Here is a 21,173-nt window from a genome sequence, read left to right as displayed (position 1 = left end):
CCGGTCCGGGCCGGGGCGGGATCAGGGGGAAGGAATGCCGAACGCCTCGCGCAGCAGGGCCATGTCGTGGAGATCCCGTTCCCTGGGCTCGTAACCCTGGTGGAAGTAGACCTGCTGTTCGGCGGAGAGGCACGGCACGGTGCGGTCGAGGACCGTACCGGTCACGAAGCACTCCGCCGGGTACGCGAACGGCTTCCCGGGCTCCAGCGACTCCTGGAGCGCACCGCCCCCGGGCCCGAAGACGAGCGGGTGCAGGTCGATCTGCCGTCCCCCGGCGTCCGAGACGACGAACCGCGCGGGCCGCCAGTCCAGGGTTTCGGCGAACCCCGCTTCGGCAAGAGCGGCGAGGACGAGCGGCTCCTGCTCCAGCCGGTGCATCAGGTCCAGGTCCTCGTGCTCCCGGGTCTGCCGCCCCACCAACGCGTCGATGCCCCACCCGCCGCCGATCCAGACCTCCGCCCCGGCCTTGCGCAGTACGTCCAGGATCTCCAGCACATCGTCGCCCGTCACACAGGCGACCTTACGAAGCGGCCGGGGCCCCCGCACGGCAATCAGACCCGCCTGCGATGCTCCGGGTATGGAGCTGACAGTGCAGCTGACGATCGACTGTGCCGATCCGCGGCGGATGGTGGCCTTCTGGGCCGAGGCCCTGGGGTACGTGCCCGAGCCGGCGCCCGACGGGCACGCCACATGGCGCGCCTACTGGGAGGACATGGGGGTCCCCGCCGAGGAACTGCCGCCGGGAGCCGGTGACATACCGGAGTCGATCGTCGATCCCACGGGGCGCGGGCCGCGCGTGTGGTTCCAGCGCGTGCCGGAGGCGAAGGCCGCCAAGAACCGGTGGCACTTCGACCTCAAGGTCGGCGGGGGCCGGGCCGTCCCGCTGGAGGTGCGCAAGGAGCGGGTCGACGCCACGGTGCGACGGCTGGTCGGGGCCGGTGCCACGGTGGCGCGGATCCGGGAGGAGCCGGACATGGGGTTCTACGCCGCCGCCATGATGGACCCCGAGGGCAACGAGTTCGACGTGGTGTGACGGCGCCGGCCCCGCCGTTCGTCGACGGCGGGGCCGGGCCGTTCGCTACCGGGCGCTCAGAGGATCTGGATGCTCTTGATCCGGGGCGGGTTGTTCGGGAACGTGATGTCCGTCCAGCGGTTGATCCGCACCGAGTCGCCGTTGACGTCGTAGTAGATCAGGTCGTTGTTGCCCGTGACGATCCGGTCGGCCCACCAGCCGCCGAAGTCGGTCCTGCCCGCGTTGGCGTAGCAGTCGACGCTGTTCCGGCCGTCGAGGTGGGAGTAGATCTTCAGGAAGTCCGCGCCGCCGACGCACTCCACGTGGTCGATGGCGTAGGCGGATCCGGCGGGTACGGCCACGGTGAGGGAGGCCGCGGCGGCGAACGCCATGGCCAGGGAGCCGAGGAGCCGCTTGCCCTGTGCGATCACAAAATCTCCTTCGTACGAGCCCGGCCCATGGCCCGGCCGTGTCGGGTGACGGACACGCCACGACATACCGATCGCGCTCCGCCGGGCCGGAGGCCGACCCGTAAACGATCTTGTGGCCATGCCCCCGCCGGGCGCGGAAGGCGGCTCCCCACCACCCGTTTTCGACCCGATCGGCGGATGCCAAGCCGGTGCACACCGCGCGGAGTTGAGGGCGGCGGTCGCGCGGCTTGCGGACCGGGGCGCTCCCGCTCCCTCACGGCAGCTCGTCCAGGTGATCCAGGCACAGTTCGTATCCGCTCTCCGCGTGGATCTCCGACCAGCCCGTGGGGACCGCAGCCGCGGCCGGCCACAGGGCGCGGCGGCCCGCGCCGTCGTCGACGACCACGAAGGTCGAGGGGGTGTCGGCGAACGGGTCGTCCGGGGCCGGCCCTTCGAGCACGGTGAGGTTGCCCTCCGCGTCCAGCCGGGCGGCCCGGCCCGTGCGCCACATGCGGGCGGTGGCGTCCGGGCCGCCGAAGGGGTCGGGCAGGAAGCGCTCGCCCGTGGCGGCCGGGGCGTCGGCGTAGCCGAGGGCGACGCCCGCCCCCGCCACGTACAGCGCGCCGATCGCGCCGGGAGCCGCGGGGCGCAGTCCGGCGTCCAGGACGTACGCCCGGTAGCCGGGGGCGGGCCGGGCCGTCCCCGTACCGCGGTGCTCGACGACCAGGTGGCCCTCGGCCCAGCCGCCGCTGGTGAGCAGGGACATGCCCTCCTCCCGGGCGAGCGCGACCAGGGCGACCAGCACCTCGTCGCTGCCGCCCAGCAGCGTCCGGGCGTCCCGCTCGCGCAACCAGCGCAGGAGTTCCTGCGGTACGGCGTGCCGCAGCGACAGGTCCGGTACGTGCACCCGGACGCCCCGCACCAGCGCGCCCAGCAGGCCGATCGCCGCGTCCGCATCCGGGTAGCCGCGTACCAGCCACGCGGCATCGACCGGCTCGGCCAGCGTCGCCGCGACGACGGGGCCTGCGCCGACGACCGTGGTGCCGGGCGCGCCGAGCGCCCACAGCACCGGGTCGTCCGGGTTCAGCGGGCGCGTACGGTCCGAGTCCCGCAGCGGCCACTTCCCGTCGGCGGGCAGCAGACCGGCGGCCTCGTCGCGCACCAGCCGTACGGCCTCCGGCATCTGATCCAGCAGCAGGTCCGCCGTCTCGTCGAGCAGCATCACCACCGGTCGCACCGAAAGGGGGAGTTTCCGCGCCGGATCGACGGGTACGCACGCGGCTCCCGTCTTCGCGACGGCCAGGGCGGCCACCGCGAACCCGGTCGGCGACGACAGCGCGGTCACGACCGTGGTGCCCGGCCCCGCGCCGTGCGTGACGAGTGCGTGTGCCAGCAGGTCGGAACGGGAGTCCAGCTCGGCGTAGTCCATGACGGATACGCGCGCCGCCTCGCCCGTGCCGGACGCCTCGGCCACGCCGATCGCACCCGACAGGGCCACCGCCCCCGGCGCCCGTCGCACCCGCTCCGCGAACAGGTCGGCGACCGTCGTGACGGGCAGCACGTGCCGGCGCCCGCCCTCCCACACCCCGCTGCTGACCGCGGGCCGCCGGGCCGGAAGCAGCAGCGTGCTCAGGGGCAGCTCCGGGTGGTCCAGGGCCGCCGCGAGCAGGGAGGTCAGCCGGCCGGTCAGCGTGGCGGCGACGGTCTCGCCGACCGTCTCGCGCCGGTACGTGGTCGTCAGCGCGATGCCCGTCGGCGCGCCCGCCGGGCTCTGCCGCTCCGTCAGCGTGAAGCCCACGTCCGTGGCGGGAAGCGGCAGCCCGGCGCGCTCCGGCTGCACCGTGAGCGCCCCGGCCGCGAACTGCGCCGCTGCCGTCTCCTGGAGCACCGTCAGCGCGACGCCCCCGGCACCGGCGAGCGGCGCGTCGCCGCTGCGGTACGCGGCCAGGTCCCGCTCCCGCGCCCGGCGGACCAGTTCGCTGAACGCCGGGTCGTCCGACGCGTCCACGGACAGCGCGAGCACCCGCCCGTACGCGCCCACGGCTCCGCGCAGGGTCGCGTTGTCCCGGGCCGGGACCGGCGCCGCGACGGTGATCTCCCCGTCCGCGCCCAGCTGACGCAGTACGGCGGTGAGCGCCGCGTGCACCACCATGAAGACCGTCGCCCCGTGCGCTGCCGCGAACCGGGTGAGCCGCGCGTGCAGTGCCTCGTCCAGGTCCGCGTGCAGCCGCCCGGGGGCCGTGTCGAAGACCTGCGGCCCGCCGCCCGGCAGCGGGGTCGGTGCCCGGTCGCCATACGGAGAACGGGGTGCGTACCGTACGAGTTCCCGCACCGGGGACGGGCTGCCTCCGGTGGCCAGCTCCCGGTGGACCCGGGCCAGATCGGCGGCGAGCGGCAGCTGCGACCAGAGGTCCACGCCGTCGGCGGGCAGCGAGAGTTCCAGCAGGTGGTCGTCCGGAGCCGCGGACCGCAGCCGCGTCCCGGCGGTCCCTATCCGGGAGTTGCGCAGCACCCCGTGCCGCCGCCCCAGCACGGCGAGCGCCTCGTCCAGCACCCGTACGTCCAGGGGCCCGCGCAGCCGGAACGCCAGCACGACGCTGTCCGTACCGGCCGAACCGGACGCCCCCGGCCCGATCGCGGCGGCCGGCCCCTCGCCCAGCAGCGCGGCCAGGGCCGCCGGGGTCGGGGCGGCGTGCAGCGCGTCGGGGCCGACCGGCCCGGTGCCCAGCGTCTCGCGCACCCGGTCGAGCAGCCGGACCGCCGCCAGGGAGTGGCCGCCGACGCGGAAGAAGTCGCAGTCGGCGTCGATCAGCCGGCGCGGCAGCCCCAGCACCTCGGCGAACAGGTCCCGCACGATCTCCTGCACCGGCGTGCCCGGCGGCGACCCGGCCACCACGTCCGCGACCGGACCGGGGGCGGGCAGGGCGGCCCGGTCGATGCGGCCCTCGGCGTCGAGGGGGAGTACGTGGTGCGAAACGAGGGAAGAGGGCACGAGCCCGTCGGGCAGGTGCCGGTGCAGATGGGCGCGCAGAGCGGTTTCGAGGCGGACGGCGCGGGAAGAGACGGTGGCGTCCTCCGCCACCACATGCCCCACCAACCGCTGTTCGCCCTCCGCGTCCGTATGCACCGTCACCACCGCCTCCGCGACGGCGGGATGCGCGGTGAGCGCCGACTCGATCGTGTGGAGCTCGGCGCGCAGGCCGTGCACGGTGACGTGGCCGTCCACCCGGCCCGCGAACTCCAGTGCGCCGTCCGTCCGCAGCAGCACCCGGTCCCCGGTGCGCCACAGCCGTCCGCCGACCCCGGTGAACCGGTCCTCGACGAAGCGCCGGGCGGTGAGCTCCGGGCGGCCGAGGTACCCGTCGGCGAGGGCGGGCCCGCCCAGCAGCAGCTCCCCGACGGTGCCGGGCTCGGCGGGCAGGCCGTGGGCGCCGACGACCACGGCGGCGGTGGCCCCGACGGGCCGCCCGAGGGGGACCGCGTCCGCCGCCTCGCCGCCGATCTCGTGGCACAGGGCGAACGCACCCGTCTCCGCGGCCCCGTACACCTGGAGCAGCCGCCGGGGCGCCCCGGCCCGCAGGACCCGCCGCACCTGGTGCGGGTCGCAGACCCCGCCGCCGACGAGCAGCGCGCGCAGCGAGCCGAACGCGTCGGGCCGGTCGCGGACGATCCGGTGGAACCGCGCGGCAGGCAGCAGGGCGACGGTCACCCCGTGGTCGACGAGGGCGCGCCGCAGCCGTTCCGGACCGGCGAAGGTGTCGAAGGAGAGGACGGTCAGCCGGGCCCCGGCGGCCAGCGTCGTCCAGATCTCGAACGCGCTCGCGGCCGACGCCGGACTAGCGGCCTGCGCGACGACATCGTCCGGGCCGGGCCGGAACGCCGCCGCCGGCCGCAGCAGTTCGCCGAGGGCCCGGTGCGGGACGACGGCGCCGACGGGCGAGCCGCCGCCGGAACGGGCGGTGTAGCAGACGTACGCGGGGTCGTCACCGGAAACGTCGACCGCCCGGTGCGGTCCACCGGCCGGCCCCTCCGCCTGCGGGCTGACGACAGCCGCCCCCAGCCCCGCGTAGTCGAGGGCATCCGCCGTCTCCGCCAGGACCGTGCGGGCCCCGCTGTCGCCCACGACGAACCGGCGGTGCGCGAGGGGATCGGCCGGGTCGAGCGCCACGTACGCGGCGCCGGTCCGCAGCACCGCGAGCAGAGCCGTCACCCACCGGGGTCCGGGACGCAGACTCGTCGCCACCAGGTCGCCCCGGCCGATGCCCCGGGCCGCCAGGACCCGCGCCAGCCGGTCGGCGGCTCGGCCCAGCTCACGGTAGGTCAGGGAGACCTCGTCGCCGGGATGTCCGGGAGCGTGGACGGCGACGGTGTCGGGGCGTGCGAGGACCTGCTGCTCGATGAGACCGGAAATGGACATCGTGGCGAGCTCCTTCGACGGCGGCTTCAGCCTTGGCAAGACATTGCCAGGACGTTGGCAGAAGGAGCTCGAAGGTCTCTCCGGACCGGCTGGAGCCCTGCCTTAGCCGCAGGTCGGGGCGGGCCGGCCGGGGCCGTGGACGATCTCGGCCGTTGCCAGAACGTGGTACGGGATCGTGGCCGGGAGGCGTCCGCCGGTGACAGCTCCAGCGGTTCTGGAGCGATGCTCGGGCCGCGTACGGCAACGTCGTTGATGCGACACACGGGTCGATATCGACCGGAGGCTCCCCCTCCGCAGCCCGTCCGGTCCTGCCCGGGCGGGCTGCTGTCGTGTGCGACGACCCGCGCACCATCCGTACGGGCTACCGCGCCCCGAGGTCGTACGGAACCCCCGCCGCGACCGCCCGCAGCTTGTCCGGGTTGGCCACGTTGTGGATCGCGGAGATGCGTCCGTCCGCGTCGAAGTCGAACGTCACGGTGGCGATCACGCGGTCCGGCCCGCTGAACACCATGCCCGGACCGCCGTTGATCTCGACGAGTTCGGCCCTCATGTCGGCCGGCTCGACGCCCTGGTAGGCGACCGTGCCGATGGCCGAGAACCAGGCGGCCACCGTCGCCGCGCCCATCACCGGGCGCAGGGCCTGGCGGACCTTGCCGCCGCCGTCGGTCCACAGGGTGACGTCCGGGGAGAGCAGTTCGAGGAGCGCGTTGACGTCACCGCCGGTCGCGGCGGCGAAGAATCGTTCCGTCGCCTCGCGTTGCGCCGACCGGCCGGCCTCGAAGCGCGGCCGGCGGGCCTGTACGTGCTCACGGGCGCGGTGCGCGGCCTGCCGTACCGCCGCCTCGGAACGCTCCACCGCCTCGGCGATCTCCGCATGGCTGAAGGCGAACACCTCCTTCAGCACGAACACCGCGCGCTCCAGCGGGCTGAGCGTTTCGAGGACCACCAGCATGGCCATCGACACCGACTCGGCGCCCAGAGCCGCCGATTCGGCGTCCGGGACGACGGCCTCGGGGGCCCCGGTGCCGGTCAGGACGGGCTCCGGCAGCCACGGCCCCACGTACGTCTCCCGCTTGCAGCGGGCGGACCGCAGCCGCTCCAGCGCCAGGTTCGACACGATCCGGGTCAGGTACGCCTTGGGATCGGCCACCTTCGAACGGTCCGCGGCGGACCACTTCAGCCAGGCGTCCTGGACCGCGTCCTCGGCGTCGGCCGCGCTGCCGAGGATGCGGTACGCGACGGAGAACAGCAGCCGCCGGTACTCCAGGAAGACCTGCTGGTCGGGGTGGGCGAGACGGCCGGGATCGGCGGTCGGGTCGTTCATGGTGCCCCTCAGTGACATCGGATACGGGTCCTAGCGGGTGAAGCGGCCGCCCCGGGGCCAGAACGCGCCCGAAGCGGGCATTTTCTTCATCCGGCCGTACGTCGGCCAGGGCGAAGCCGTCACGGTCTCCTTGTACCGGACGGCCGCCTTCCCCACCAGGCATATCCGTCGCGGGCTGTCGTCGGGCCGGGTGAACTGCACGACCGCGTCACCGCGCCCCAGGCTCACCGGTGTGTGGTAATAGCCGAACCGGAAGGGCTTGGGCTCCTTGCCCCCGAGGACCCGGACGATCGACAGCGCGGCGTGCACTCCGGTCGGCATGCCGCCCTGGCAGGTGCCGTGCATGACCCCGTATCCCTGGCTGATCGCGGCCGCGTCCCCGATCGCGTACACCTCCGGGTGCGAAACGGAACGCAGCGCGCGGTCGGTGACGACGCGTCCGCGCCCGTCCACCTCGAGCCCCGCCGCGGCGGCGAGCGGAGCCACCCTGGTGCCGCCCGTCCACAGGACCGCGTCGGCCGCGATGCTCTCGCCGCCGGCCAGTTCCACCGAACCGGCGAGCACCTTGACCACCTCGACACCGCTGCGCACCCGGACACCGAGCCGGTCGAGGGCGGCGCGCACATGGGCCGCGGCCTTGCCGTTCATGGTCGCGCCGGGCTCCTTGCCGCCCAGCAGCACCACGTCGAGGTGTGGATACCGCTCGGCGATCTCCGCGGCCGACTCGATGCCGGTCAGCCCGTTGCCGACGACGACCACCGTGCCGCTGCCGTTCCCGCCGCTGAGAGTTTCCAGCCGGCCGGCGAGCAAATCCGCGTCCTCGACGCCGCTCAGGGTGTACGCGTAGTCGTCGGCGCCCGGGACCCCCGAGGTGTCGGAGACCCCGCCCAGTGCGTACACCAGCGTGTCGTAGGGAAGGACGCGGTCGTCGTCGACGCGTACGGTCCTGGCCGCGGCGTCCACCGCCGTCACCCAGCCCTGCACGAACCGCGCGCCCGTCCCCTCCAGCATCTCCGGGACGCTCATCGCGGCGAGCGTGCGGCCGGTGGCCGTCATGTGGAGCCGCATCCGCTCGGTGAACCGTTCCTGCGCGTTCACCACGGTCACCTGCACCGTGTCGCGCTGCTTCCTGGTCCGGGCCGCCAGCTGAATGGCGGCCGCCATGCCCGCGTATCCGGCCCCAAGAATCACCACTCGGTGCGTGGCCGCCGTACGGTTTTCCTGCTGCGCGCTCATGATCGTGTCCTTCCATACCGGCTGCTGACAACCAGGGGATGGAACCGGGGCCCTCGGATGTGACATGGCGAAGTTGTGACCTGCGTCACAAGGAGATGCCGGGGTGGTCGGACACGACCGAAGCCCCCGCGGCGCTCGGTGAGCGGCGGGGGCTTCTCGGGTCCTGCGGGGGCGGGGCTGTTGGTCAGGCGACGGCCCAAGGGGTGCGCCCAAGGGTGGGGGAGTCCGACGCCGGGTAGAGGCCGGCGTCCCAGGAGGGCTGGAGGGCCGCGGAGACGATGCCCCAGAGCTGCCCGGCGGTGAGGGTGTGCACGGGAACGACGAGCTGGCCGGCGAGGCTGACCCCGTACGTCGATTCGAGGGCGCTCACGATGCCGATGAGTGCCATGGAGTCGAGTCCGTAGCTCTCCATCGGGACGTCGGCGTCGGGCGTCTTCCCCTTGCCCAGGCCGGGAAGGCCCTGCCGGAGAATCGTCTCGAACCTCGCGTTCCACGGTGTCTGTGCCATGGGGCGGACTTCCTTCCGGCTGCCGGGACTTCTGGCCGCGCGCGAGCCCGGACGTACGAGCCTGCGTGCGTACGTGAGCCACGGTGCCGTGTCCCGCTCGAGCCGCCTTGGACGGGCGCTCGTGCGGTGGTTTCGGCGGACCGGACGCGGGTCAGGCGACGGGCGCGGAGGGCCAGCCGATGTCCCCGCCGCCCTGGGGGGCGGCACCCGGCCAGCCGATGTCGCCGCCGCCCTGGGGGGCCACGGGCCAGCCGATGTCGGCGGAGACGTGGGTCGAACCGCCGGTGAGGGGCCAGCCGATGTCCTGGCCGCCGGCCGCGCTGACGCCGGCGGAGGTGAGAACGGCGGCGGCGACGGCGGCGGTGCTGACGAGGACGCGGGCGATGTTCTTCATGGCTGGACTCCTTTGTGACAAGTTCTGGGTTCCGTGTTGGCAACTTCTTGCCTAGAAGATTGGCAACACCCCCTAGGAATTCGCTCGTAATTTCCTCGTGAATGGGTGGAGGAAATGGAGAGTCGGGCGCGTCAAGCCGCCACTCCGGGCAGAGGTTGCTCGCTCGCACTGCTGTGACCTGCTGCTATGCGCAGGATCTCTGTGCCCTTGCTACTCCTGCCGACGCTTGGCAAACCCTGGAGAAGCGAGCCAGGAAATCTCGGAAACGGGGCCAGGGGAAGGGGTCGGGGCCTCTCTGCTTGAGTATCGCTGGAGCGGCCGTTGCCAAATTGTCCAAACGCCGGGCAACATATTGCCAGAGGTCAGGCAATGACTTGTCAAGGTTCCCCGACAACGGGGGGAGGACCCGGAAGTGAACGTGCAGACGCCCCAGGTCGAACGAACGGTCCGTCTCGACGCGGCCGCCGCAGGCCACACGCCGGCCGCGGTGCGCGAGGTCGTCGCGGAGTTGCTGCGCAGGGAGGACGAGTACGGGACGCACGAACTGGAGGAGTACGTCGAGGACATCGTGGACGCGGAGGTCCACGAACGCCTCGGCACCCTCCTCTCCGTACCCGCCACCGGCGTGACGTCCCTGGTCACGGGCGGAGTCGACGCCTTCCGGGAGACGCTCGACCGGCTGCCCGTCGGGCCGGGCGACCGGGTCTGGACGACGCCGTACGAGGACGTCGCACGCCTCACCGCGCTGTTCGCGCTGCGCGACCGCACCCGCTGCCGCCTCGACGTCGTTCCGCTGGACGCGCACGGCGACCTGGACCTGGAGTGGATGGCGGCGCAGATCGACGAGGACGTGGCCCTGGTCAGCGTGGCCCAGGTCCCCGCCGGCTGCGGGATCGTCAACCCGGTCGAGGAGATCGGCCGCATCCTCGCCCCGCACCGCGCGCTGTACTCGGTCGACGTGTCGTACGCCGTGGGCCACCTGCCCGTGAACGCGGCGCGCATCGGCGCCGACCTGCTCACCGGGGACGGCTGGCGCTTCCTGGGCGGGCCGGCCGGTGTCGGTTTCGCCTGCACCACGCCCCGCCTGCGGTCCGCGCTCACCGAGCCGGGCCCGGCGCGGTACGACCAGGACCTGCCCGGGACGCCGCACAGCGCGTCCGTCGCGGGCCTCAACACCGCGCTCCTCCTGCACGGGAAGGAGGCGCCCGCGCCGCGCGAGGACCTCTACCCGGAGATGCGTGACGCGGTCGACCGGGTCGCCGGCACCGAGCTCATCGCCCCGGGCCGGGTCCAGGCCGGTGTCCTGGCCTTCCGGCACGAGGAACTGACGGCGTCCCAGCTCCGTCGCGAGCTGCGCGCCCACGGGGTCGTCCTGCGCAAGACGGTGGCCCAGGAGATGCCGCTCCATCTGCCCGGACGAGGCATCACCACGGCTCTGCACGCTTCCCTGGGACACGACACCACGGCCCGAGACATCGTCCGTTTCGCGGAGGCCCTGGACGCGATCGTGAGCGCCCACCGTCCCGCCGAGGTGGTTCTCCCGCGCGCCGTGGGCGGCTTTACGGCCCCCGCGACGGCCGTTCCGAGCCGCACCTCGCGCGGCAGCCGGGGCCACCTGACGCTGCTGCGGTAGGCCCCGGCCGCCGCAGAACCCTGACGGTGTCACTGTAACCACTTATAGTGGTTACATGAACTCCGCAGAGAGAGCGGGGGCGGCCGCGCGGGCCGAGCCCGTGGGCCTGACCCTGCGCTCCACCACCGGCGTCGCCTACCGGTTCGACCCCGGCGCCCTGTGCCTGGAACTGCTGACGACCGGCGGCCCCGGGCCCTACCAGCGGTACGAAGTCCTGCACGGGCCCGCCGACGTCGTCGCCTGGGCGGAACGCTCCCGGCTGACCCCGACCCCCGAACCGGCCGTCTCCGCCGTGGAGGTCGCGGCGCTACGGATGCTGCGCGACGCCCTGTTCCGCGTGGTCATCGCCCACACGCGCGGCGAACCGCACCCGCCCGGCGACCTGGCGGTCATCAACGAGACCGCCGCCCGCTCCGCTCTGGCCCCCGCCATCGCCCCGGACGGCAGCCGCCGCTGGGCCGGCGCCCCCAGCGGCACGGCGCTGGCCGCCACCGTCGCCCGCGACGCCGTCGAACTGCTGACCGGCCCCCACGCGCACCGCATCCGCACCTGCGCCGCCGAGGACTGCCATCTCATCTACGTGGACACCTCGCGCCCCGGCCGCCGCCGCTGGTGCTCGATGGAGCACTGCGGCAACCGTCACAAGGTCAGGGCGCTGCGCGCCCGCCACTCCGAGGAAGGATGACCGATGCCCACCGGACTCACCAGGGACGCGGGCTGGCAGATCGGCGTGTCCCGCACCCTGCCCCACCCGCCGTCCGTCGTCTGGGACTTCATCAGCGGTCCCGAGGGACTCGCCCTCTGGCTAGGTTCGGACACCGCCCTGACCCCCGAGCGCGGCGCGCCCTACCGGACGGCCGCCGGCGTGACCGGCGAGGTACGCGGCTACCGCCCGGCGGACCGCATCCGCGTCACCCACGGCACCACCACCCTCCAGGTGGCCGTGACCCCGGCCGCCGACGGCGCCCGCACCACGCTCCGCTTCCACCAGGAACACCTGGCGAACGCGGAGGAACGCGAACGCCGACGGACCCACTGGCAACACGTGATGGACGAGGTGGAGGCCGCGCTGGACAGGCCCTAGCCGCGTCCGCCGGCATCACACGGCGGCTGCCGGCGCGTAGTCCTCGACGGTCATCGAGTTGTAGAGCCGTCCGCTCCTCGTCGTGAGGCGCAGCAGCGCGCGGCCCGGTCCCGCGGGCAGCGCGGAGACCAGCCGCGCGCCCTGTGCCAGGCCCCGGACCCCGAGGCGCGACGCCGGGATCAGCGTCTTTGCCGCGCTCAGGGCGACCGCACGGCTGCCGCGTACGTGCTCCGCCATCGCCCGCTCGTACGCGGGGAACGCGCGCTCGTGGTCGCCGCTCGCGCGGGCCAGCTCCCCGGCGAGGACGTACGCGCCGACCACCGCCAGCGTGGTGCTGCCGCCGACGGCCGGACCGGGGCAGTAGCCCGCGTCCCCGACCAGCGTCACCCGCCCCCGCGACCAGCTGTCCATACGGAGCTGGCTGACCGAGTCGAAGTAGAACGCCGGCGTACGGTCCAGCTCCTCCAGCCACCCGTCGACCTGCGGGTGCAACCCGGCGAACGCCCCGCGCAACAGCTCCCTCTGCCGGGGAACGTCGCGGCGGTGCCAGTCGAGTTCCCGCGCGCTCCGGAACAGGAACAGCGCCCGCGCGTCGCCCAGATGCCGTGCCCCGTACATCCCGGCGGTGCGCCCGACCCCGACGTGCATCAGCAGTTCCCCGTCCAGACCGGAGGCGTTGGGCAGGCTCAACACCCCGAAGTAGGCCCCGAGGAAGGAACTGCGGCCCGCGTCCGCGCCGAAGACGAGGCGGCGCACGGTGGAGTGCAGACCGTCCGCGCCGACGACGAGGTCGAAGCGGCGTGGCGCGGATCTCTCGAACGTCACCTCGCACCCGTGCTCGTCCCCGTTCTCGCTTCCGGCCGAGACGGAGGTGACCGATTCGTCGAAGAGGTATTCGACGTCCTCGCGGGAGGCGTCGCGGTAAATGGTGGTCAGGTCGTCGCGCATGACCTCGACATGGCGGTCGGAGGCCCCGCCGAAGATCTTGGCGAGGTCCGCCCGGACGGGCCGCCGCGCCCCCTCCGGGAAGACGGTCAGCCGGTCCGTGCCGGTGGCCCGCTCCTCGATGCGCGGCAGCACCCCCATCCGCTCCGAGACGTCCACGGCGGGCCGGAACAGGTCGACCGCATGGCCACCGGTCCTGCGCAGCGCCGGTGCCCGCTCCACGACGGTGACCCGGAAGCCGTACCGCGTGAGCCAGTGCGCGAGCACCGGCCCGGCGACCCCGGCACCGGAGACGAGAATCCGCACGACGCCCTCCCTTTCAGCCGTGGAGCGCGGCGAAGTCCAGCAGAGGACCGGCGACCCGGGGCGGGTCCTCCAGGATCGGCGAGTGCCCCAGCCCCGGCAGCAGCTCCACCCGGGCACCAGGGACTACGAGGTAGTCGGCGGCGGACGAGGAGCGCCAACGGCGGTCGTCCTCACCGAAGAGCACGAGCAACGGCTTGCCGAGTCCCGCCAGCCGGTCCGGCAGCACCCGCTGCTCCAGGTAGGCGCGGGTGCCCTGCATCGTGGCGGTGAACGAGTGCGGCGTCATGGCGCGCACCTCGTCCAGCAGCGCGTCCGGCACCCGGTAGCCGGGGCGGCTGAAGCCCGTGCTCGCGAGCTGCCGGATCTGCTCGTCGCTCGGCGGCCACTGCACGGGCCCGGCGGGGGCGCCGGAGCCGGTGGCGATGAACGCCCCGAGGCCGGGCCCCGTGTTGACGAGCACCAGACCGGACACCAGCTCCGGCCGCTGTTCGGCGAGGGCCGTCGCGGCCACCCCGCCGCTTGAATGGCCCACCACCACGGCATGCCCGACACCGAGCCGGTCCAGCACCTCGCCGACCCGCCGCGCCTGGTCCGGGATCGCGTAGCTGCCGTCGTCGGGCTTGTCCGACCGGCCGTGCCCGAGCAGGTCGATCCGTACGACGCGGCGGGCTTCGGCCCCGGCCCCCGGGCCGGCCAGCAACGGAACGAGCGCGTCCCAGGAACGTGCCGAGGACGCCGATCCATGGATGAGCAGGAGCGCGGGGGCGTCACGGGGCCCGTCCTGGCACACATGGATGGTGCTGCCGTCGGCCGATGTCACGGCCGAGAACCGGGCGGTCTCAGAAACAGTCATGACCCCACTGTCGCCACCGGCCCCGCCCGCTTATTGAACGAATGTTCCGCCCGGCCGGCTTTCCACCCTTCCTGCGGGGCCCTCCCAGGCCCGCTCGTAGCATGGAAGTGTGCACACCTTCATGCACGGTACGGCCGAATGGGACGTCTCCCGGCCGCAGCGGCCCAGCCGGGTGGGCGGAGTCACCATGGCCGGGTTCCGCGTGCACGATCTCGAGGCGCTGCGCATGGTCCCGCATCCGGCAGTCACCCTGCTCCTCGAATTCGGCGCCGGGATCCCCGTCCTCGACACCGCGACCGGTGAGCAGCAGCGCGGGTGCCTGGTCGCCGGCCCCGGGCTCGGCTCCGGCGGCGCGGTCCGGGTGCACGGGGAGAACGTCGAGTGCGTGCAGGTGCGGCTGTCCCCGGTGATCGCCCGCGCGGTCCTCGGAGTGCCGCCCGCCGAGCTCGACGGTGCCGTCGTCCCGCTGGACGCCCTGTGGGGCCGCGAGGCGTCCCGGATACGCGAACGGCTCGGCGAAGCCCCGTCCTGGCAGGCCCGCTTCGCGCTCACGGACGAGCTGCTCACCCGCCGGTACGCGGCCGGGGCGCCGGTGGACCCGGAGGTGTCCCGGGCCTGGCAGCGGATCATCGCCGGCCACGGCATGCTCCGGATCGACGAACTCGCCGATGACGTCGGCTGGAGCCGGAAGCGGCTGTGGTCCCGCTTCGGTTCCCAGCTCGGCCTGCCGCCCAAGCGCGCGGCGCGGCTGATCCGCTTCGACCACGCCGCCCACCGCCTGGTCGCGGGCGAGGGCCCGGCCCGGGTGGCGGCCGACACCGGCTACGCCGACCAGTCCCATCTGCACCGGGACGTCGTGGCGTTCACCGGCGCGACCCCGGCGAAGGTGGTCGGCGAGGCGTTCCTCGCGGTGGACGACATCGCCTGGCCGGGGCGCTGAGGACGACGGGCCGCTGAGAACGACGGGCCGCTGAGAACACCCTTAGAGCACGAGGTCCGGGTGGACCTTCGGGTCGGCGGAGGGCCCGGCGGCGTAACCGGCCAGCGGTTCCTCCAGCACCCCGAACGCGTAGTCACCTGCCGCCGCCATCTCTTCGCTGATCTGTGCGTTGGTCCAGCCGGCCAGGGTCAGTTCCTGGATGCGGTCGAAGAGCATGCGGTGCACGCTGCCGAGCAGGGCGGCGGCGGTGCGCACGGCGATGTCGTCGGGGGCGGTGCCGGTGGCTTCGGCCAAGGCCTCGGCGAGCCGGGTCTCCCGGAGGTCGTGCAGGTCGCGCAGTCGTGCCGTCAGCGTGGGGCTGTCGGCGATCATCCGGGCGAACTCGGGGCCGGAGAAGCCCGCGACGGGATCGGTGGCCGCGACCGCCTCGGCGAAGGCGTGCCGCAGGGCCGTCAGCGCGGACTCGCCCGAGGCCCGGCCGGCGACCGTGGCGGCCAGTGAGCCGGTGAAGGCGTCCTGGTGGTCGAGGGCCAAGTCCTCCTTGCGCGCGAAGTAGTTGGTCACCGTCTTTTTCGCGACGCGGGCGGCGGCGGCGATCTCGGCGATGGTGGTCTGCTCGAAGCCCTGGTCGAGGAAGAGCCGGGTGGCGGCATCGGAGATGAGCTGCCGGGTCTCCTGCTTCTTGCTCTCACGGAGTCCGACGGGGGCGCTTGCGACGGCGGTGGCCTCAGGAGTCATGGAGCAATCTTACCCTCGTAGCATTTTTATGTTGACACCCCTGAAGCCTCGGGCTAAATTTACCTCCGTCGTAAAGTTAACCTCGAACGACGAATGGAAGGGCACCCGTATGCCGAAGGCCCCTCGCCCCGCACCGAACTTCCCCGCCCTGGACCTGGGCGCGGTCCTGGCCGACCGGACGGGCAACCCCGCCGCCGTCCCCGTACCGCCCAGGAGCCCCCGCCTCCACCCGCAGCGGACGGGGGCACCCGCGCAGCCCCGCCGGATGCCCCCGCCAGTACGCAACCTCCCCCGCCGAGGCGGCTACTGACCGGGTGCCGGCCCGCCCAGGTCGCCCCGCCCGCAGCCCTGCACCGCAGCCCTGCGCCGTACAGCACCGCATCGCACCCGCAGAGGAGACCTCCATGCAGCCGACCACTCCCGCCACGCCGACCGCCGCGATCACGACGACGACCCTGTCCCTCACCGTCGACGACGTCACCGCGTCCCGGAAGTTCTTCACCACGCACCTCGGCTACACGGAGCAGGCCGCTGCCGAGGGCTTCGCCTCCCTCACCCGCCCGGACGCGGCAGCCGACATCGTGCTGCTCGCCCGGGGGACGGAGATACTGCCGCCCGACCAGCGCGACCGGCGCGCGGCGGGCCTGATCCTGGCCCTGACCCTCGCCACCGGCATCAAGGACGAGGAGCAGCGGCTGCGCGAGGAAGGCGTGGAGATCACGATGCCGCTGCGCGAGGAGCCCTGGGGCGAACGCCTCTTCCAGATCACCGACCCCAACGGCGTGATCATCCAGTTCGTGGAATGGGCCGCCTCGACGAAGGCCTGAATCACCGACGCCCCGGACCGGACCGGACCGGGATCAGGATGCGGGCGGCCGACGGCGAGCCGGCTGCCTCGGGCCGACGGCCGGCCGCGGTGCCGGGAGGCAGCCCCTGGTGAGCGAGAGGGAGGCGAGTTCACGGATACTTCAGCAGGCGCGGTACGCAACGGAACTTCTGCCGCCCACGACAGGATTTCCCTCAGGAAGGCTGAACGCGGTGACGACCGTCGCATATCAGGGTGAACCCGGCTCCAACTCGGCGACCGCCGCGCGCGCCCTGTACCCGGACGCCTCGGAACACCCCTGCACCGGCTTCGAGCAGGCCCTGGACGCCGTGGCCCTCGGCGACGCCGACCTTGCCGTGATCCCGGTGGACAACTCCGCGGCCGGACGCGTCGCCGACGTGCACCACCTGCTCCCCGAGTCCGGGCTGTTCATCGTCGGCGAGTACTTCCTCGCCATCCGTTTCGACCTGATGGGTGTCGCCGGCTCCACCCTGGACCAGGTCGAATGTGTCCGCAGCCACGTGCACGCCCTGGGGCAGTGCCGCAAGCTGCTGCGGGAGGGCGGCTGGCGGACCCTGGTCTGCGACGACACCGCCGGCGCGGCGCGTGAGGTGGCCGAGCTGGGTGACGCGCGGCACGCGGCACTCGCGCCCCCCGCCGCGGCAGGGCTGCACGGCCTCGACGTCCTGCGCGCGGGCGTCGAGGACGACCCGGAGAACACCACGCGGTTCGTCGTCCTGTCCCGCACGCCCGCTCCCGCCCCGGACCCGGGTCAGCCGACCATGACGAGCCTGTTCTTCAGCGTGCGCAACATCCCGAGCGCGCTCTACAAGGCGCTCGGCGGCTTCGCCACCGGCGGGGTGAACCTCACCAAGATCGAGAGCTATCAGATCGGCGCGGGGCTCAACGCCAGCCGCTTCTACGTCGAGGCCGAGGGCCACCCCGACGAGCAGCGGGTCGCCCTCGCCCTGGAGGAACTGCGCTTCTTCTCCTCCGAGGTGCGGGTCCTGGGCGTCTACCCGGCCCATCCCCACCGGCTGAGGGGCTGACCGGGGACGCGAGAGCGGGTTCGGGGGAGGGCCGCCGGCCCTCGCCCCGGGCTCAGAGGTGGTCGGCGTCGACCACGGCCTGAGCGAAGGCGGTGGGCGCCTCCTGCGGCAGGTTGTGGCCGATGTCCGCGATCGTGCGGTGCGCGTAGGGGCCGGTGAAGTGGTAGCGGTAGACCGAGCCGTCGCCGGGCGGCGGGGTGAACGGGTCGAGCGAGGCGTCGAGGGTGACGGTGGGCACGTGGATGGTGGGCTGGGCGGCGAGCAGCTTCTCATGGCGTGCGTACCGGTGGTCCGTGTCGACCAGGCCGATGCGCCAGCGGTAGTTGAAGAGCACGACGGCCGCGTAGTCCGGGTTCTTGAACGCCTCCGCCGTGCGGTTGTAAGTGGCTTCGTCGAAGGCCCAGTTGGGGGAGACCAGGGTCCACACGTAGCGGCACAGGGCGAGGCGGCTCTTCTCGTCCTCCATGGCCGCCTTGCCGCGGGGGGTGGCGAAGTACCACTGGTACCACCACGTGCGCTCGACGGCCGGGTCGGCGGGTGCGGCCTGCATCTTGCGGTCGGTGATGAGGTAGCCGCTGGTGGAGACCATGGAGGTGACCCGCTCCGGCCACAGGGCGGCGATGATGTCGGCGGTGCGCGAGCCCCAGTCGAAGCCGGCCAGCGCGGCCTTCTCGATCTTCAGGGCGTCCATCAGGGAGATGACGTCCAGGGCGATGGCGGACTGCTCGGCCGTGCGCGGGGTGCGGTGGGACAGGAAGGTGGTGCTGCCGTGTCCGCGCAGGTACGGGACGATGACGCGGTAGCCCAGGTCGGCGAGGAGCGGGGCGACGTCGACGTAGCTGTGGATGTCGTACGGCCAGCCGTGCAGCAGCATGACCACCGGGCCGTGGGAGGGGCCGGCCTCGGCGTAACCGACGTTCAGGACACCGGCCTTGACCTGCTTGATCTCGCCGAAGGACGTGTGGGTGCCCGGCGCGACAGCCGGGACGGTGGGAGCCTGCGAGCCGCCGCCCGGCCGCCCGTGCGAGGCGGTGGAGGCGAACGCGTCGGTCCCCAGGCCCGACAGTGAGACCGCGGTCGCGCCGGTGCCCAGGCCGACGGCCTTGCTGAAAGTGCGCCTGTTGATCATGTCAAACCTTCCGTCAAACGTTCTTACGTGTCCGGCTCGTGCCCGCTGCGCTGTTCACACCCGCCGTACGGGAGGACCGGGGCACGGTGGACCCTCGCACAGAAGAGCGTCACCTGTCCAGCAGGTGACGAAGTCACGCCTTGCGCCTTCAGTCGCGCGGGGGAAGGCATGGGGTGGGTCGAGTAAGGCAGGCGTCACCGGTTTGACAGGTGACACTGGGCAATGCATGCTGGCATCAGTCGCCCGGGACGACGAACAGGGCGCGATCCACGACCGAAGAAGTGGGGCAGAGCCATGAACAAGGAACTCGCCATGGACGCCGACGCGGCGGTGAGGCACATGCGCTTCGGTAAGCTCCCCGAGCGGATCCGCCGCGAGGACATGGCAGCGGAGGTGGAAGCCACGCCGGGTGGTACGGGAGACACCTACACCCCCGAGAACTCGTGGAAGTTCTACTCGTGCGTCGCCCTCGACCTGGGGCTGTAGCAGCACCGTTCGGCCTCTCCGCCCGGCGCGACGGCGGCGAGGCAGCGTCGGAGTCCTGACTCGCTGTCAGGCGCGCGAGTGCCATCCCGCCCCGCGAAGAGTCCCATGGAGAAGACCGTGCCCACGCCCGTCCCCTCGCACAGCGGCTCCCTGCCGAGTCACCGGATCATCGAGAACCTGATCGCCCGGTACGCCGAACTCGTGGACGACGGGGATTTCGCCGGACTCGGCGCTCTGCTGGCCGACGCCACGTTCCACGGCAGCGGCGAGCCGGTCGGCGGAAGCGCCGCGCGATCGAGGAGATGTTCCGGAACACCGTGATCATCCATGCCGACGGCACACCGCGCACGCAGCACGTCACCACCAACATCGGCGTCGAGGTGGACGAGCAGGCAGGCACGGCGGTCGCGCGGTCGTACGTCACCGTCCTGCAGGCGCTCGCCGACCTGCCGCTGCAGCCTGTCGCCGCGGGTCGGTACCGGGACCGCTTCGCCCGCCGCGAGGGGCAGTGGCGCTTCGTGGAGCGGAGGGTGCAGATCCGCATGGTGGGCGATGTGAGCCGTCATCTGCACCAGACCGCCAACGCCCGCTAGGGCCTGTCGTCGGCAAGCCCGCGGGGCTGGACGAGTCGATGGCACCCTCCCGGCGGCGCATCGGTGGACTCCTCGCCGGTCACACGCGGGGCGCCTGCTCTCACCGAGGGCCGCCAACCCGCTGGAGTACGAAGAATCGATACGCCGGAGTCCGTGCGGGTGACGTCCGGTATCGGGAGCGGCCTTCAGGGGAGAGACGAGCGGATCCGGCGGTTTGCCGGGTCCGGCGTCGAGGAAGCCGTCAATGCCTCAGAACGACCTGGGTGTCATGAGACTTCGTCATACCGCGGCCGTCGCCATCGGCGCTCTCGCCCTCCTCGTCGCACAGTCGGGGACCGCGAGTGCCGCCGTCGGGGACTTCTCCTACGACTTCGCCGGGCTCGACGGCATGCCGCGCACGGTCATCCTGCACGACCCCCCGAGCCCCGGCTGCGTCACGCTCCCCGAGGTCGCCGACACCCGCTCCGCCGAGCCCGCCTTCGCTCCGCACAACGACACCGACGAGTGGGTCATGGTGTTCTCGGAGCCCGACTGCACCGGCGACTCCTGGACCCTGCGCCCGCACGGCAATCCCACGACGGACCGGCTCAAGCTGCGGTCGGTGTACCTGACCGGGCGTCACTAGGAGTACCTCAGCCGAGGATGAGCGGGAGCTTCGCCGCCAGGTCGCCCAGTTCCGCCGTCTGCGCGGGAGTCGGGGTGCCGCGGCCCGTGCCGATCCGCAGCGCGTCGGTGTCCGGGAACGAGGCGGGGAACGCGGCGCCGGCGACGGCCTCCAGCGCGGTGCGCGCCACGGCCAGGGTGTCGGCGGGCGGCTCGGGGGCCGAGGGCAGATGCGCCACCAGGTCCAGGTGATGGAGGGTGCCTTCGAGGACGTACGCCGACAGGTAGTCGGCGACGGTGAGGACCATGTCCTGGGTACGGACACGGGCGGCCGGGTCGGCGAGCCCGCCGGCGCGCACGGCCGCCGAGCCGACGTCGTCGATGTGGTGCTTCAGCCACCTCGGTTCGCCGTACGCCGCCGCCAGGCGCGGGATCAGCGCGTGCAGCGGGCCGTCGCCCGTCGGCGGTTCGGGAAGCAGCGTCCAGTAGCCGGGCGCGTCGGCCGTGGCGGGGTCGTCGGCAGGGGTGGCCAGGGTGATCAGGACGTCCTGCGCGTCGATGACCAGGTGGCACACCAGGTCCCGGACGAGCCACCCCGTACAGCCGGAAGGTTTGCCGAAGTCCTCGTCGGGAAGAGCGGCCACGGCGTCGAGCAGAGCTGTCCAGGAGCGCGAAAAGGGATGCATG

Annotated in this window: 24 protein-coding genes; 12 read left to right on the top strand and 12 right to left on the bottom strand. The window is 73.0% G+C overall.

Annotated elements, in window-relative coordinates; genetic code table 11:
- Positions 1-21: 21 nt before the first annotated feature.
- Positions 22-510, bottom strand: a complete 489-nt coding sequence (locus tag BLW14_RS32640; RefSeq protein ID WP_093710971.1) for a nucleotidyltransferase domain-containing protein — start codon at positions 508-510, stop codon at positions 22-24.
- Positions 511-577: 67 nt separating this feature from the next.
- On the opposite strand from BLW14_RS32640, the gene BLW14_RS32635 reads away from it, so the two are divergent.
- Entirely contained in the window at positions 578-1,033 is a 456-nt protein-coding gene (locus BLW14_RS32635) for a VOC family protein (protein WP_093710970.1), read from the top strand.
- A 56-nt stretch (positions 1,034-1,089) separates the two neighbouring features.
- On the opposite strand, the gene BLW14_RS32630 is transcribed toward BLW14_RS32635, so the two are convergent.
- From BLW14_RS32630 to BLW14_RS32605, 6 genes are all read right to left on the bottom strand, one after another.
- Complete coding sequence (locus tag BLW14_RS32630) at positions 1,090-1,443, bottom strand: beta/gamma crystallin domain-containing protein (RefSeq protein ID WP_093710969.1); 354 nt, start codon at positions 1,441-1,443, stop codon at positions 1,090-1,092.
- A 253-nt stretch (positions 1,444-1,696) separates the two neighbouring features.
- Positions 1,697-5,839 carry an AMP-binding protein gene (locus BLW14_RS32625; protein ID WP_093710968.1) on the bottom strand — a complete coding sequence of 1,381 codons (4,143 nt, stop codon included), beginning with the start codon at positions 5,837-5,839 and terminating at the stop codon, positions 1,697-1,699.
- A 361-nt stretch (positions 5,840-6,200) separates the two neighbouring features.
- Positions 6,201-7,163 (bottom strand): RNA polymerase sigma-70 factor, encoded by a 963-nt coding sequence (locus BLW14_RS32620; RefSeq protein WP_093710967.1) that lies wholly within the window; start codon positions 7,161-7,163, stop codon positions 6,201-6,203.
- A 30-nt stretch (positions 7,164-7,193) separates the two neighbouring features.
- Positions 7,194-8,399 (bottom strand): NAD(P)/FAD-dependent oxidoreductase, encoded by a 1,206-nt coding sequence (locus tag BLW14_RS32615; protein ID WP_093710966.1) that lies wholly within the window; start codon positions 8,397-8,399, stop codon positions 7,194-7,196.
- A 184-nt stretch (positions 8,400-8,583) separates the two neighbouring features.
- Positions 8,584-8,907, bottom strand: a complete 324-nt coding sequence (locus tag BLW14_RS32610; RefSeq protein ID WP_093710965.1) for an acyl carrier protein — start codon at positions 8,905-8,907, stop codon at positions 8,584-8,586.
- Positions 8,908-9,058: 151 nt separating this feature from the next.
- Complete coding sequence (locus BLW14_RS32605; protein ID WP_093710964.1) at positions 9,059-9,301, bottom strand: hypothetical protein; 243 nt, start codon at positions 9,299-9,301, stop codon at positions 9,059-9,061.
- A 412-nt stretch (positions 9,302-9,713) separates the two neighbouring features.
- On the opposite strand from BLW14_RS32605, the gene BLW14_RS32600 reads away from it, so the two are divergent.
- Genes BLW14_RS32600 through BLW14_RS32590 form a run of 3 tightly spaced genes read left to right on the top strand, consistent with a single transcriptional unit; the run spans position 9,714 to position 12,018 of the window.
- A complete protein-coding gene (locus BLW14_RS32600; protein WP_093710963.1) occupies positions 9,714-10,934 on the top strand; it encodes an aminotransferase class V-fold PLP-dependent enzyme in 1,221 nt (406 codons plus the stop codon).
- Positions 10,935-10,989: 55 nt separating this feature from the next.
- The gene (locus tag BLW14_RS32595; RefSeq protein ID WP_177154257.1) at positions 10,990-11,619 is read left to right on the top strand and encodes a CGNR zinc finger domain-containing protein; all 630 of its coding nucleotides are present in this window, start codon (positions 10,990-10,992) and stop codon (positions 11,617-11,619) included.
- A gap of 3 nt (positions 11,620-11,622) precedes the next feature.
- Positions 11,623-12,018, top strand: a complete 396-nt coding sequence (locus tag BLW14_RS32590; RefSeq protein ID WP_093710961.1) for an SRPBCC family protein — start codon at positions 11,623-11,625, stop codon at positions 12,016-12,018.
- Between the two features lie 15 nt (positions 12,019-12,033).
- On the opposite strand, the gene BLW14_RS32585 is transcribed toward BLW14_RS32590, so the two are convergent.
- Together BLW14_RS32585 and BLW14_RS32580 are read right to left on the bottom strand one after the other, a co-directional pair.
- Complete coding sequence (locus BLW14_RS32585) at positions 12,034-13,269, bottom strand: FAD-dependent monooxygenase (RefSeq protein WP_093710960.1); 1,236 nt, start codon at positions 13,267-13,269, stop codon at positions 12,034-12,036.
- Positions 13,270-13,282: 13 nt separating this feature from the next.
- Entirely contained in the window at positions 13,283-14,122 is an 840-nt protein-coding gene (locus BLW14_RS32580) for an alpha/beta fold hydrolase (RefSeq protein ID WP_093710959.1), read from the bottom strand.
- A 109-nt stretch (positions 14,123-14,231) separates the two neighbouring features.
- Between BLW14_RS32580 and BLW14_RS32575 the strand changes: the two genes are divergently transcribed.
- Complete coding sequence (locus BLW14_RS32575; protein WP_093710958.1) at positions 14,232-15,062, top strand: helix-turn-helix domain-containing protein; 831 nt, start codon at positions 14,232-14,234, stop codon at positions 15,060-15,062.
- Positions 15,063-15,104: 42 nt separating this feature from the next.
- Here the strand turns inward: BLW14_RS32575 and BLW14_RS32570 are convergent, their stop codons facing one another.
- Positions 15,105-15,800, bottom strand: a complete 696-nt coding sequence (locus tag BLW14_RS32570) for a TetR/AcrR family transcriptional regulator (protein WP_093710957.1) — start codon at positions 15,798-15,800, stop codon at positions 15,105-15,107.
- 109 nt (positions 15,801-15,909) lie between these two features.
- Between BLW14_RS32570 and BLW14_RS34315 the strand changes: the two genes are divergently transcribed.
- The 3 genes from BLW14_RS34315 to BLW14_RS32560 all read left to right on the top strand — a co-directional run bounded on the left by BLW14_RS34315 (position 15,910) and on the right by BLW14_RS32560 (position 17,675).
- Complete coding sequence (locus BLW14_RS34315; RefSeq protein WP_143052037.1) at positions 15,910-16,110, top strand: hypothetical protein; 201 nt, start codon at positions 15,910-15,912, stop codon at positions 16,108-16,110.
- 94 nt (positions 16,111-16,204) lie between these two features.
- Entirely contained in the window at positions 16,205-16,627 is a 423-nt protein-coding gene (locus BLW14_RS32565) for a VOC family protein (RefSeq protein WP_093710956.1), read from the top strand.
- A 211-nt stretch (positions 16,628-16,838) separates the two neighbouring features.
- Positions 16,839-17,675, top strand: coding sequence for a prephenate dehydratase (locus tag BLW14_RS32560; RefSeq protein ID WP_093710955.1), 837 nt, complete (start codon positions 16,839-16,841; stop codon positions 17,673-17,675).
- Positions 17,676-17,727: 52 nt separating this feature from the next.
- Here the strand turns inward: BLW14_RS32560 and BLW14_RS32555 are convergent, their stop codons facing one another.
- A complete protein-coding gene (locus BLW14_RS32555) occupies positions 17,728-18,804 on the bottom strand; it encodes an alpha/beta fold hydrolase (protein ID WP_093710954.1) in 1,077 nt (358 codons plus the stop codon).
- A gap of 294 nt (positions 18,805-19,098) precedes the next feature.
- Between BLW14_RS32555 and BLW14_RS32550 the strand changes: the two genes are divergently transcribed.
- The 4 genes from BLW14_RS32550 to BLW14_RS32540 all read left to right on the top strand — a co-directional run bounded on the left by BLW14_RS32550 (position 19,099) and on the right by BLW14_RS32540 (position 20,508).
- A complete protein-coding gene (locus BLW14_RS32550; RefSeq protein WP_093710953.1) occupies positions 19,099-19,290 on the top strand; it encodes a hypothetical protein in 192 nt (63 codons plus the stop codon).
- Between the two features lie 105 nt (positions 19,291-19,395).
- Positions 19,396-19,611: a nuclear transport factor 2 family protein gene (locus BLW14_RS35570; RefSeq protein ID WP_256333052.1), complete on the top strand. Its 216-nt coding sequence runs from the start codon at positions 19,396-19,398 to the stop codon at positions 19,609-19,611.
- On the top strand, positions 19,593-19,883 hold the full coding sequence (locus tag BLW14_RS35565) for a nuclear transport factor 2 family protein (RefSeq protein ID WP_256333051.1): 291 nt from the start codon (positions 19,593-19,595) through the stop codon (positions 19,881-19,883). The genes BLW14_RS35570 and BLW14_RS35565 overlap by 19 nt, the downstream gene beginning before the upstream one ends.
- Before the next feature lie 244 nt (positions 19,884-20,127).
- Positions 20,128-20,508: a hypothetical protein gene (locus BLW14_RS32540; protein WP_093710952.1), complete on the top strand. Its 381-nt coding sequence runs from the start codon at positions 20,128-20,130 to the stop codon at positions 20,506-20,508.
- A gap of 7 nt (positions 20,509-20,515) precedes the next feature.
- Here the strand turns inward: BLW14_RS32540 and BLW14_RS32535 are convergent, their stop codons facing one another.
- On the bottom strand, positions 20,516-21,172 hold the full coding sequence (locus tag BLW14_RS32535; protein WP_093710951.1) for a maleylpyruvate isomerase N-terminal domain-containing protein: 657 nt from the start codon (positions 21,170-21,172) through the stop codon (positions 20,516-20,518).
- Between the last annotated feature and the right edge of the window lies 1 nt (position 21,173).

Source organism: Streptomyces sp. 2131.1, assembly GCF_900105515.1.
GTDB classification, from domain to species: Bacteria; Actinomycetota; Actinomycetes; order Streptomycetales; family Streptomycetaceae; genus Streptomyces; species Streptomyces drozdowiczii.
This window is presented reverse-complemented; position numbering and strand designations above follow the sequence as displayed.